Raw genomic sequence first — 12,092 nt, forward strand, 5'->3', positions numbered from 1 at the left:
CGAACACCGGAGCATTGTTGGAAAGTCAGCCCGCTACCGATCGCGACCGGCCGTGAGCCGACACCCGAACCCCCGTCAGCCCTCGCGCCAGTGCCTGCGCCCCACACTGATCAGCCGCAACTGGGTCCGCGCCGTGGCGGCGATCCGCGCCCGGTCCGCGGGCCCCGCGGCATCGAGGAAGGCGACGGCGGTCGCCACCATGTGGTCGACGTACAGCTCCGCGAGCATCCGCACGTCCGCCGCGCTCCACCCCTCGGACTCCGGCTGCGCGCCCAGCGCCTCGGCCACCTCGTCGGCGAACCGCGCCAGCTCGGCGGCGATCGCGGCCCGCACCGGCTGCACCCCGCCGTGCCGCTCGCGCGCCAGGAAGCGGACGTACGCCCGGCGCTCCCGGACATGCCCGGCGATCAGTTCGACCGTACGGTCGATCAGCTCACCGGCCTCGGCCTGCTCGGCGAGCGCGCCCCGCACCAGGCCGTGCAGACTGGCCAGCGATTCCTCCACCAGGACCACGCCCAACTCCGCCAGATCCCGGAAGTGCCGGTAGAAACCGGCCGGCGACATGCCCGCCTCCCGAGTGACCTCGCGCACGCCGAGGCCGCTGAGGTTCTGATGCTCCAACAGGCGCAGCCCGGCATCGAGGAGCGCACGGCGGCTCTGCTGCTTCTGGGCCTGCCTGACCCCCACGGTGTGACTCACATCATTCAGTAAACAACTGTTTGCTGACTCGCGCCAGCGTAGAGTGGAGAAGTCAGCGAACAGTTGTTAGCTGACTCTGGATCCGCCGACCATCCGTGAAGGGCTGGCCATGCTCCTCGCCGTCATCGTCGCCATGGGCCTCCTGGCCGGGGCCGCCATCCACACGTCACTGCCGGTCTTCCTGAGCGCCTCCACCGCGATCACCGCGTGGCTGCTCGTCTTCGCCGCCCGGGAACACCTCGCCCGCACCCGGCTCACCCGCGCGCACCGGAGCTGAACGGGTAGCCGATCGGGCGGCGCGCCCGCACGCCGGCACTGCCGCTCACCCGAGCGCGCGCCCGAACACCGGAGCCGCAGCTCACCCGAGCGCGGGTGGGCACAACGGACGCGGCCCGCCCGCGCACACCGGAACCCGCCCCTCCCGCAGGAGAACCGCCTTGAACCAGCTCACCGCCCGCCCCCCGGCCGCCGCCGCGAACTCCGAGCGCACCGAGAACGCCGACCAGATGGCCGTCGCCTCCTTCATCCTCGGCCTGCCCGGACTGCTGATCTTCAACCTGGTGCTCGGCCCGCTCGCCGCCACCCTCGCCGTCCTCGCCCTGGTCCGGCAGACCCGCCGCCGGGGCCGCGCCCTGCTCGGGCTGGTCCTCGGCATCGCCGATCTGGCCGTGCTCGCGGCCACCGTGCTGGCCGGTCACGGCACCATCTGGCAGCTCGGATCCTGACGTCCGTCCCCTCGTGGACCGAATGGGCGAAGCGTTCACCCGTCGCTACGGTTCGAGTATCAGGTAGGACAAAGCGTCAATAATCTGTTCCGGTACGGATCTCATATTTATGAGCACATGACCAGCCATTCGACGGGACAGCAGGCTCGGGCCGCCGCGGAACGCGCGACCCCAGAGCGGTCGGCCTCCGGGGGACCGACGCCCCGTCCGGTCCGACCACGAGGACGCCGATGCTCAGCCCCCTCCGCCTGACTTCGACCCTTGCGCCGATCGCCCTGACGGTCGGAACCCTGCTCGCCGGTGCCGCACCCGCCCACGCCGGCGCCGCTCCCGGCCCCGGCTTCCCGTCCCGCTACACCGCCCCGTACCTGGAGACCTGGCGCTCCCCCGAGAAGCTGACCGAGCTCCATCGCACCACCGGGCTCAAGTACTTCACCCTGGCCTTCGTGATCAGCGGCGGCGGCTGCAAAGGCGCCTTCGACGGGACCATCCCGGTCGAGCACCGGGGCTGGCAGTCGGCCGTGAACGGCCTACGGGCGGCCGGCGGAGACGTGATCACCTCCTTCGGCGGTGGTTTCGGCACCGAACTCGCCCGGGCCTGCGACTCGGTGGCCGCGCTGAAGGTGGAGTACCGCAGAGTGGTCGACTCCCTCAACCTGACCAGGATCGACTTCGACATCGAGGGCGCCTCCCTGGACGACGCCGAGGCCAACGAGCGCCGCAACCAGGCGCTGGCCGAGCTCCAGCGGGAGTTCGCGGCCGCCGGGCGGCGGCTGGCCGTGCACTACACCCTCCCGGTCAACCCCGGCGGCCTGTCCCCCAACGCGATCGCGCTGCTGGAGAACGCCAGGGACCGGGGTGTACAGGTCAGCGTGGTCAACATCATGACCATGAACTACGGCCCCGACCTCGACATGGGAAGGATCGCCATCACGGCCGCCGAAGGGCTCCACCGCCAGATGGCCGCCATCTGGCCGCACAAGACCCCCGAGGAACTCTGGGGCATGCAGGGCAACACCCCGATGATCGGCGTCAACGACCACACCAACGAGGTCTTCTCACTGGCGGACGCCACCACTCTGGCGAACTTCGCCGACGACAAGGGCATCCAGCTGATCGCCTACTGGTCGACGGGCCGCGACAACGCCTGCCCCGCCGACGGCGTGCGCGTCGCCGACTGCAGCGGCACCCCGCAGGGCCCGCACGACTTCTCCCGCGTCCTCGGCCGCAAAGGCCCGCTCCGGCGCGCGGCGCCGGACGCACGGTCACCACGCTGCCTCAGCTGGTTCGTCAGGACCTGTGACTGGCAGAGCAGTTGGCAGAACGGAGTCTTCTGAGCCGCACCCGGCCGCCCCGGCCGGGAAGCCTCCTCCCCGACCGGGGCGACCGGCGCCGAAGCGGCCGGCTCGAACCGGCTCCGGTCAGACCAGCGGCCTCACCGCGGTCGGGGCGTCACCCGGCGCGATGGCGAGCTCCTCGAACTCGTTCACCTTGTCGATGTCCGCGGCGGCCATCGAGATGTCGGTGACGCGCTCCAGGATCGCCTCGACCACGACCGGGACCCGGTACTCGGCGGCCAGCTTCCCGGCCTCCTCGAAGGCCGGCAGCAGCCGGTCCGGCTCGGTGACCCGGATCGCCTTGCAGCCCAGGCCCTCGACGACCTTGACGTGGTCGACGCCGTAGACACCCAGCTCAGGGGAGTTGAGGTTCTCGAACTCCAGCCTGACCTGGAAGTCCATGTCGAAGTTGCGCTGCGCCTGGCGGATCAGGCCCAGATAGGAGTTGTTCACCAGGACGTGGACGTAGGGGATCCGGTGCTGGGCGCCGACCGCCAACTCCTCGATCATGAACTGGAAGTCGTAGTCGCCGGAGAGGGCGACTACCTGGGCCTGGGGGTCGGCGATGGCGACCCCGAGCGCGGCCGGGATGGTCCAGCCCAGCGGGCCGGCCTGGCCGCAGTTGATCCAGTGGCGCGGCCGGTAGACGTGCAGCAGCTGCGCGCCGCCGATCTGGGAGAGGCCGATGGTGGTGACGTAGCGGGTCTCGGGGCCGAAGGCCCGGTTCATCTCCTCGTAGACGCGCTGCGGCTTCAACGGGACGTCATCGAAGTGGGTCTTGCGCTGGAGGGTGGCCCTGCGCCGCTGGGTGGCGACGGCCCACTCGCCGCGGTCCTTCAGCTCCCCCGCGGCCCCGAGCTCCCCGGCCACCTCGACGAAGCGCTCCAGCGCGGCCCTGGCGTCGGAGGCGATGCCGTAGTCCGGGGCGAAGATCCGGCCGATCTGGGTCGGCTCGATGTCGACGTGGACGAACCTGCGGCCGGCCGTGTAGACCTCCAGGCCGCCGGTGTGACGGTTGGCCCAGCGGTTGCCGATCCCGAGGACGAAGTCCGAGGCGAGGAAGGTCTCGTTGCCGTAGCGGTGCGAGGTCTGCAGGCCGACCATTCCGGCGTTCAGCTCGTGGTCGTCCGGGATGGCTCCCCAGCCCATCAAGGTCGGGACGACCGGGACACCGGTCAACTCGGCGAACTCCACCAGCACTTCGGAGGCGTCGGCGTTGATGACGCCTCCGCCGGCGACGATCAGCGGGCGCTCGGACTCCTGCAGCAGCGCGATCGCCTTCTCGGCCTGGGCCCGGGTCGCCGACGGCTTGTAGACCGGCAGCGGCTGGTAGGTCTCCGGGTCGAACTCGATCTCGGTCAGCTGGACATCGGCCGGCAGGTCGATCAGGACCGGGCCGGGACGGCCGGAGCGCATCAGGTGGAACGCCTGCTGGAAGACGCCCGGAACCTGCGCGGCCTCCAGGACCGTGGTCGCCGCCTTGGTGACCGGCCGCGCGATCGAGGCGATGTCGACCGCCTGGAAGTCCTCCTTGTGGATCCGGGCGGTCGCCGCCTGGCCGGTGATGCACAGGATCGGGATCGAGTCGGCGCTCGCCGAGTACAGGCCGGTGATCATGTCGGTGCCGGCCGGGCCCGAAGTGCCGACGCAGACGCCGATGTTGCCGGGCTTGGTGCGGGTGTAGCCCTCGGCCATGTGGGAGGCGCCCTCGACATGACGGGCCAGCGTGTGGTTGATCCCGCCCGCGGCCTTGAGGGCGGCGTAGAACGGGCTGATCGCGGCGCCCGGGACGCCGAACGCGACCTCAACGCCTTCGCGCTTGAGGATCTCAACTGCCGCACGGGCGGCTGTCATACGAGGCATCGGCTTCTCCTGCGTCGGCCCGGTGTGGGGGCTCTGCTCGACTCCGCACACTTTTCGCTGATTTCCACGATGCGAAAGAATAGTTTTGCTATGTGAAAGCAAGGTAGGTCGCCCCGAATGCGGTCGTCAAGGGGCGTCCGGCCGGCGGGACGGCTGCCGCGCTTCGTCCGCCCGGCGGTTGGTAGTTGGCGGTTCGCAGTCGGCGGTCGGTGGTCGGCGGTCCGCGGACCGCAGCACCCGATCGGCCCGAAAACTCCGTACGGGACTGGAGTTCGGCACCGCCGAGGTGATGGACTCTGACCCGGTCCGGCATTGGCGCAGGAGAGGGGCTGGGAATGGCTTCGCTGAGCGGCGGGAGCGCGGAGGCGGCACCGGACTGGTCGGCGTACCAGTTCGAGATCTACCTGAACGGTGTGGCCGGAATCGTGCCGCGGATGCCGACCGACCTCACCCGGCTGGAGGAGGTGGCCGGCCGGTGGCTGGCGCCGGGACCGGTCGGATACGTCACGGGCGGTGCGGGCAACGGCCGTACCGTTCAGGCCAATCGAGCCGCGCTGGACCGCTGGCAGATCGTGCCCCGGATGCTGCGCGACGTCAGCGAGCGCGACCTCACCGTCGAGGTGCTCGGCCGGAGCCTGCCGGCTCCGCTCGCGCTGGGGCCGATCGGGGTGCTGTCGATCGTGCACCCGGAGGCCGAGCCCGCGGCGGCCAGGGCGGCAGCGGCACAGGGCGTTCCGTACACCCTGTCCTCGGTCTCCAGTACGCCGCTGGAGCAGGTGGCGGCGGCGATGGGGGACGGCGAACGCTGGTTCCAGCTGTACTGGGGCAAGGACCGCGAGGTCACCCGGAGCTTTCTGGGGCGGGCGAAGGCATCCGGTTTCAGCGTGCTGGTGGTCACCCTGGACACCCCCATGCTCTCCTGGCGCCCACACGACCTCGACCAGGCGTACCTGCCGTTCCTACGGGGCGTCGGCACCGCCAACTACTTCACCGATCCGGCGTTCCAGGCCGGGTTGGCCAGGCCGGTGCACGAGGACCTGAACGCCGCGGTGCTGCACTTCACCGCGATGTTCTCCGACCCCGGGAAGACCTGGGACGACCTGGCGTTCCTGCGCGAGCACTGGGACGGACCGATCGTGCTCAAGGGCGTCCTGCACCCGGACGACGCCCGGCAGGCCGCCGACGCGGGCATGGACGGGGTGGTGGTCTCCAACCACGGCGGACGGCAGGTCAACGGGGCGATCGGGGCCCTCGACGCACTCCCGGGCGTGGTCGCGGCGGTCGGCGACCGGCTGGACGTCCTGTTCGACAGCGGGATCCGCAGCGGCGACGACGTGTTCAAGGCGCTCGCCCTGGGGGCCCGCACCGTCCTGCTCGGCCGCCCGTACGCGTACGGGCTCGGCCTCGACGGGCAGGCCGGGGTGGAGCACGTGATCCGCGCCCTGCTCAACGAGTTCGACCTCACCCTTGCCCTCTCCGGGCACACCTCCGCCACCGGGCTGACACCGGAGGCACTGACCCGCGCGGACTGACCCGCGCTGGCCGGCTACCGGGGGCGGCCCGGTACGCGGGAGGCACGGGAGAGCCGACCGGGCCCCCGGAGCCGTACCGTGCCCGCACGTGGGTGGGATCACCAGGGAGACCGTGGTCGGGATCGCGCTGGCCGCCGTCCAGAACGTGACCGAGTACCTGGCCGGCCGCCCGCCCCAGGACGCCGACACCAGCTGACGCCCCGGCACGGCGTGAGGCGTCCGGCGGCGCGCGGAGCCGCACGACCGACGCCCGCACGGCGGATCGCTCGGCAGGAACAGGGAGCCGCACGACCGGACGCCCGCACGGCGGAACGCTCGGCGGGCGCGGGCCTGACCGGTGTGTTTGTGTGGACAGCATTGGCCCCGGCCGTCCCGCGAACTCCCTCCCGGGAGAGGTGATCCTCCGTGACAATGCCTCCGTTCGGCTCCGACGACCCGTTCTCCGACCTGCTGAGCCGGTTCTTCGGCATGAGCCCGCTCTCCTCGCCGCCCGCCGTGCAGCGCGTGCCGATCGGCCGGATGCTGAGTGACTCCGCCAGGACCCTGCTGGGGGTCGCCTCCGACCGGGCCACCGCCGACGGCAGCAGCGATCTCGACACCGCCCACCTGCTCTGGGCCGCCACCCAGGTGGAGCAGTCCCGTCACCTGCTGGAACGCGCCGGGATCGACCCCGACCAGCTCGCCGAGGACCTCCGGGACGCGCTCCCCGCCGGCCCCGGTACGGGCGGCGAGCCCGGCGGGGAGCCGTCCCTCACCCCCGCCGCCAAGCGCGCCCTGCTCGCCGCCCACGCCCGCTCACAGCGCGCCGGCGCGTCCTACATCGGCCCCGAACACATCCTCGGCGCCCTGTTCGGGGAGGACCGCTCGGGCACCGGCCAGGCGCTGCGCAACGCCGCGCCGTCCGAGGCGGCGCTGCGTACCGCGATGGAGAGCCGCGGCCCGGGCGGCGAACGGGCGCCCGGCTCCGGCGGGAGCGACACCCCGACCCTGGACGAGTACGGCCGCGACCTCACCGAGGAGGCCCGCGCGGGCCGGCTGGACCCGGTGGTCGGACGCGCCCGGGAGATCGAGCAGACCGTCGAGATCCTCTCCCGCCGCACCAAGAACAACCCCGTGCTGATCGGCGAACCCGGCGTCGGCAAGACCGCCATCGTGGAGGGCCTGGCCCAACGGATCGTCTCCGGCGACGTCCCCAGCAGCCTCAAGGACAGGCGGGTCGTCGCCCTCGACCTGACCGGCCTGGTGGCCGGCTCCAAGTACCGGGGCGACTTCGAGGAACGGCTGAAGAACGTCATCGACGAGGTGGTCGGCGCCGAGCAGACCGTCATCCTCTTCCTGGACGAACTGCACACCGTGGTCGGTGCCGGCGCGGGCGGCGAGGGCTCGATGGACGCCGGCAACATCCTCAAGCCGGCACTCGCCCGGGGCGAGCTGAGCCTGGTCGGGGCGAGCACGCTGGACGAGTACCGCAAGCACGTCGAGAAGGACGCCGCGCTGGAGCGCCGCTTCCAGCCCGTCCTGGTGCCCGAACCGTCGGTCGAGGAGACCGTCCAGATCCTGCACGGCCTGCGGGACGCGTACGAGGCACACCACCAGGTCCGGTTCACCGACGAGGCGCTGGACGCCGCGGCCGCCCTCTCCGACCGGTACATCAGCGACCGGTTCCTACCCGACAAGGCGATCGACCTGCTCGACCAGGCCGGCGCCCGGGTACGGCTGCGCAGCCTCTCCGGCAGCGGCGAGGCCGTCGAGGCGCAGGAGCGACGCACCAAGCTGCGCCGCGAGCTGGACGAGGCGGTCGCCGACGAGGACTACGTCCGGGCCGCCAACCTGAAGAAGGAACTGACGCAGGTCGAGGACGAGTTGGCGGCGGTCGCCGAGCGGCGCGAGGGAGTGGTCGAGGTGACCGTGGACGACATCGCCCAGGTGCTCTCCGCGCGCACCGGCATCCCGGTCACCCAGCTCAGCGAGACCGAGCGGGACCGGCTGCTGAAGCTGGAGGAGCACCTGCACCAGCGGGTCATCGGCCAGGACCAGGCGGTCACCGCCGTCGCCCAGGCCGTCCGCCGCAGCCGGGCCGGCATGGGCGACCCGCAGCGTCCCACCGGCAGCTTCCTCTTCCTCGGCCCGACCGGCGTCGGGAAGACCGAACTCGCCAAGGCCCTGGCCGAGTTGCTGTTCGGCGACCCGGACCGGATGATCCGCTTCGACATGAGCGAGTTCCAGGAGAAGCACACCGTCTCCCGCCTGGTCGGCTCCCCGCCCGGCTACGTCGGCTACGAGGAGGCCGGCCAGCTCACCGAGGCAGTCCGCCGCAGGCCGTACAGCGTGCTGCTGTTCGACGAGGTGGAGAAGGCACACCCCGACGTCTTCAACATCCTGCTCCAGGTGCTGGACGACGGCCGGCTGACCGACGCCCAGGGCCGTACGGTCGACTTCCGCAACACCGTGGTCATCCTGACCAGCAACATCGGCTCGCAGCGGATCCTGGAGCACAAGGGCGACGTGGACGAGATCCACGAGGACCTGATGCGCGACCTGCGGCTCCAGTTCAAGCCCGAGTTCCTCAACCGGATCGACGAGATCATCGTCTTCCACGCGCTGAGGCGGGACGAACTGCTCAAGGTGGTCGACCTGTTGCTGGCCCGCAGCGAACGCCTGCTCAAGGCCCAGGGGATCGGCCTGGAGGTGACGGCACAGGCCAAGCAGTGGCTGGTCAACAGGGGTTACCGGCCCGAGTTCGGCGCCCGGCCGCTGCGCCGCACCATCCAGTCCGAGCTCGACAACCGGATCTCCAACCTGCTGCTCGACGGCACCGTCCAGGAGGGCGACACCCTGCGCGCCGATGTCGCGGACGGCGAACTCACGGTCGCACTCTCCGGGCCCGCCCGGAAGGACGAGCCGACGCAGGATGCCGCCCCGTCGAGTTGAGCCGGCAACGCCTCGCCCTCGGGTCGCGGCCGGCCCGCTCCCGGGCCACTACCGGAGGTATGGTGGGCCCAACTGCCTTACCCCGCCCGGGAGGAGACGGCACGGTGTCCGATCCAGCCCCGCAGGTCAGCACCACCACCGGAACGGTCCGCGGTGAGCGGAGGAACGGTCTCGCCGTCTTCCGCGGCATCCCGTACGCGGCACCACCGGTCGGGCCGCTGCGGTTCGGCGCACCCCGGCCCGCCCGGCCCTGGGACGGCGTACGCGACGCCACCAGGTTGGGGCCGCCCCCGCCGCAGTCCGGGCCGGCCGCGCAGGCCGTGCCAGCCGCATCGGCCCAAGTGGTCGCCGGTGACGACTGGTTGACACTCAACGTCTGGTCCCCCGACCTGGGCGACGCCGGACTGCCGGTGCTGGTGTGGATCCACGGCGGCGTCTACCTGGCCGACTTCTCCGGCAACCCGCTGTACGAGGGCTCGGCCATCGCCGAACTGGGCATGACCGTGGTGACCTGCAACTACCGTACGGGAGCCGAGGGTTTCGCCCTCTTCCCGGACACTCCCGCCAACCGGGGGCTGCTCGACCAGATCGCCGTACTGGAGTGGGTCAGGGAGAACATCCGCGGCTTCGGCGGCGACCCGGACCGCGTCACGGTCTGCGGACAGTCGGCCGGTGCCGGTTCCATCGCGACCCTGCTTTCGATGGAGCGCGCCGCCGGGCTGTTCGGGCGGGCCATCCTCCAGTCCGTGCCCGGGATGTACTGCACCACGGCCTTCGCCACGGCCGTCGCGACCGAGCTGACCCGGCTGCTCGGCACCGCCCCCGCCCCGGCCGACCCGCAGAAGCTCGCCGAGACCGTGACCGCTCTGATCGCCACCATGCCCGCAGAGAGCGCCCGTTGGGGCCGGGCCGGGCAGGCCGCCACACCGTTCGCCCCCGTCGTGGACGGCGAGATCCTGCCCGAACTCCCCTGGTCCGCGCTGGCCGAAGGGGCGACCGCCGCCCGGGCCGCCGGAGTGGACCTGCTGCTCGGCCACACCCGGGACGAGGCACGCCTGTTCACCGCCATGGCCGGCCTGCTCGGCCAGGTCACCGACGCTCAGGCCGACACCGCATTGCGGGCCTTCGCCCCCGGCCCCGACGGTCCGCACTCGTACCGCACCGCCTTCCCCGCCGCCTCCGCACAGGACCTGTGGGAACTCGTCCTCTCCGACGCCCTGTTCAGGATCCCCACCCAGCGCCTCGCCGGGTTCCACACCGCCGCCGGCGGTCGCACCTTCCGCTACGAACTGTGCTGGCCCTCCCCCGCAGCGGGCGGTGCCCTGGGCTCCTGCCACAGCCTCGACGTCCCACTGTTGTTCGGCAGTTACGACAACCCCGGCGCACAACTCCTGCTCGGCCCCGACCAACCCTCCGCCGAGACCCACGCCATGGCCGACACCATCCGCCGCAACTGGGTCGCCTTCGCCAGCACCGGCGACCCCGGCTGGCCCGCCGCCCGCCCGGACCAGCCCCGCACACGCATCCTCGACACCGTCCCGGCAACCGCCGACCACGTCGAGGAGGCCTCCCTGCGCATCTGGTCGGGACAGCCGTTGGAGCCCTTCGACCTGCCGCCGGCCTGACGACCTGGCCTGGTCCAGCCGGGCCGGGCCAGGCCAGGCGGCCCAGGGGACGGCGCGGGCGGCTCAGGGGACGGCGCGGGCGGCTCAGGGGACGGCGCGGGTCTCCGCTCAGCCTGCGGTCTCGGCCGCCACCCAGCCCAGGTACGCCTCGCTCCCGGTGACCACGGGAACACCGATGACCTCCGGCGTCTCGTAGTCATGCTGCTCGCCGATGAACTCCGCCAGCCGCTCCCCGAGATCCGCCCGGGTCTTGAAATCCACCCGCCACTCCGCCGATTCCTGCACCTCCCCCTCCCACCAGTACACCGACCGCACCGGATACACCTGCGCACAAGCCGCCAGCCGCCCCCGCACCACCTTCGCGGCCAACTCCCTCGCCCTGCCTTCGTCGTCGTGGGTGGTGGTCACCACGATGAACTCCTGCTTCGCCATACCGGAAGCTTAGGGATGTCTTGACGGTCCCCTTGCGGATGTCCACCGCACGGATGATCCCGACCCGTCACACCTGCGACCAGAACCTGGCAGCGGTCACCTCTGCGGCAGTGACGGCTACCTGGCAACCGCCCACCACTTGCTGAAGATGAGGATGGTGGTCCCCATCCAGAAGAAGAAGAGTGAAATCCACAGGAGCGTCTCGACACCGGTGCAGTCGAGTGCAAGAGCCACGAGGAAGGCGAGGATTCCGGTGACGGAGACGTAGATGCCCCATCGTTTGACGTACTGCGCACGAGGTCCGATGGGGTGGCGCACGGGAGCTGCCGCAACCGCTACGAAAGTCAGTAACTGCAGGATCGCAAAACCAATAGTGATCATTCCACCTTCTCCACTCTTGCCCTCCCCTTCGGAAGCCGGGGCGCCACGGGGACTCAACTCTCTTGCAGCGCCCTGCCCTACGCCGCCAACCCGTCCAAGAGGTGAACAGGGCCGCCCGCCGTCCGCAACCCTCTCCATGTGGTTGCCGCTTGCCGGAGTCCCCCTTGCCCTGGTGGAACATATTCGCACGAATGATTCCCATGCGCGGCAAATTTGAGCGGAATATGATCTTCCCCCTTAAAGCCCTCGATCCCGAGGCCTAAATTCCCCAGGCAGCCCCACACAAGGAGCCGAAACCATGAAAGAGAAGCCGAGGCGCCGGCTACCCGCACCTGCCGCGAGAGGACTGCAGGTACTCACCTGCCGCCCTGGGCTCATGCCTTTGGCCTCATGCGGTCCGAACTGCCTCCAAGGGGCCGGGATTCCCCCGTGGCTCCCCGATCGATCGGGCACGGCTCGGCGCACGGGCAGCACTAGCCTCCGCCTTTCAGTTGGGTTCGCCTGAACCGGGTCAATGGCGTTGGTGACGCGTCGTGGCCGTGTGCGGGTGTGGGGGCATGCCGAAGG

At 71.0% G+C, this 12,092-nt stretch carries 10 protein-coding genes; 6 read left to right on the forward strand and 4 right to left on the reverse strand.

Annotated elements, in window-relative coordinates; translation table 11 throughout:
* Window positions 1–75: 75 nt before the first annotated feature.
* A complete protein-coding gene (locus tag ACWDAK_RS17250; RefSeq protein ID WP_344634312.1) occupies window positions 76–699 on the reverse strand; it encodes a TetR family transcriptional regulator in 624 nt (207 codons plus the stop codon).
* A 109-nt stretch (window positions 700–808) separates the two neighbouring features.
* Here ACWDAK_RS17250 and ACWDAK_RS17255 point away from each other — a divergent pair, with 109 nt between their 5' ends.
* The 3 genes from ACWDAK_RS17255 to ACWDAK_RS17265 all read left to right on the forward strand — a co-directional run bounded on the left by ACWDAK_RS17255 (window position 809) and on the right by ACWDAK_RS17265 (window position 2,761).
* The gene (locus tag ACWDAK_RS17255) at window positions 809–976 is read left to right on the forward strand and encodes a hypothetical protein (RefSeq protein WP_427393848.1); all 168 of its coding nucleotides are present in this window, start codon (window positions 809–811) and stop codon (window positions 974–976) included.
* A 160-nt stretch (window positions 977–1,136) separates the two neighbouring features.
* Window positions 1,137–1,424 (forward strand): DUF4190 domain-containing protein, encoded by a 288-nt coding sequence (locus ACWDAK_RS17260; RefSeq protein ID WP_425557504.1) that lies wholly within the window; start codon window positions 1,137–1,139, stop codon window positions 1,422–1,424.
* Between the two features lie 230 nt (window positions 1,425–1,654).
* On the forward strand, window positions 1,655–2,761 hold the full coding sequence (locus ACWDAK_RS17265; RefSeq protein ID WP_427393849.1) for a chitinase: 1,107 nt from the start codon (window positions 1,655–1,657) through the stop codon (window positions 2,759–2,761).
* Between the two features lie 84 nt (window positions 2,762–2,845).
* Here ACWDAK_RS17265 and gcl read toward each other — a convergent pair whose 3' ends face one another.
* Window positions 2,846–4,624 carry a glyoxylate carboligase gene (gene gcl, locus ACWDAK_RS17270; protein WP_427393850.1) on the reverse strand — a complete coding sequence of 593 codons (1,779 nt, stop codon included), beginning with the start codon at window positions 4,622–4,624 and terminating at the stop codon, window positions 2,846–2,848.
* Between the two features lie 335 nt (window positions 4,625–4,959).
* On the opposite strand from gcl, the gene ACWDAK_RS17275 reads away from it, so the two are divergent.
* From ACWDAK_RS17275 to ACWDAK_RS17285, 3 genes are all read left to right on the forward strand, one after another.
* Window positions 4,960–6,156 carry a lactate 2-monooxygenase gene (locus ACWDAK_RS17275; RefSeq protein ID WP_427393851.1) on the forward strand — a complete coding sequence of 399 codons (1,197 nt, stop codon included), beginning with the start codon at window positions 4,960–4,962 and terminating at the stop codon, window positions 6,154–6,156.
* Between the two features lie 411 nt (window positions 6,157–6,567).
* Window positions 6,568–9,087, forward strand: a complete 2,520-nt coding sequence (locus tag ACWDAK_RS17280) for an ATP-dependent Clp protease ATP-binding subunit (RefSeq protein WP_427393854.1) — start codon at window positions 6,568–6,570, stop codon at window positions 9,085–9,087.
* Between the two features lie 104 nt (window positions 9,088–9,191).
* On the forward strand, window positions 9,192–10,712 hold the full coding sequence (locus tag ACWDAK_RS17285; protein ID WP_427393852.1) for a carboxylesterase/lipase family protein: 1,521 nt from the start codon (window positions 9,192–9,194) through the stop codon (window positions 10,710–10,712).
* A gap of 108 nt (window positions 10,713–10,820) precedes the next feature.
* On the opposite strand, the gene cutA is transcribed toward ACWDAK_RS17285, so the two are convergent.
* On the reverse strand, window positions 10,821–11,144 hold the full coding sequence (cutA, locus tag ACWDAK_RS17290; RefSeq protein ID WP_344634319.1) for a divalent-cation tolerance protein CutA: 324 nt from the start codon (window positions 11,142–11,144) through the stop codon (window positions 10,821–10,823).
* Window positions 11,145–11,261: 117 nt separating this feature from the next.
* Window positions 11,262–11,525 carry a hypothetical protein gene (locus ACWDAK_RS17295; protein WP_344634320.1) on the reverse strand — a complete coding sequence of 88 codons (264 nt, stop codon included), beginning with the start codon at window positions 11,523–11,525 and terminating at the stop codon, window positions 11,262–11,264.
* Window positions 11,526–12,092 lie beyond the last annotated feature (567 nt).

The sequence above is a fragment of the Kitasatospora sp. NPDC001175 genome (assembly GCF_053598215.1).

Coding starts and splice junctions, on each gene's coding strand:
- ACWDAK_RS17275 (WP_427393851.1), top strand. CDS start 4,960: ATGGCTTCGCTGAGCGGCGGGAGCGCGGAGGCGGCACCGGACTGGTCG.
- cutA (WP_344634319.1), bottom strand. CDS start 11,144: ATGGCGAAGCAGGAGTTCATCGTGGTGACCACCACCCACGACGACGAA.
- ACWDAK_RS17280 (WP_427393854.1), top strand. CDS start 6,568: ATGCCTCCGTTCGGCTCCGACGACCCGTTCTCCGACCTGCTGAGCCGG.
- gcl (WP_427393850.1), bottom strand. CDS start 4,624: ATGCCTCGTATGACAGCCGCCCGTGCGGCAGTTGAGATCCTCAAGCGC.
- ACWDAK_RS17255 (WP_427393848.1), top strand. CDS start 809: ATGCTCCTCGCCGTCATCGTCGCCATGGGCCTCCTGGCCGGGGCCGCC.
- ACWDAK_RS17265 (WP_427393849.1), top strand. CDS start 1,655: ATGCTCAGCCCCCTCCGCCTGACTTCGACCCTTGCGCCGATCGCCCTG.
- ACWDAK_RS17295 (WP_344634320.1), bottom strand. CDS start 11,525: ATGATCACTATTGGTTTTGCGATCCTGCAGTTACTGACTTTCGTAGCG.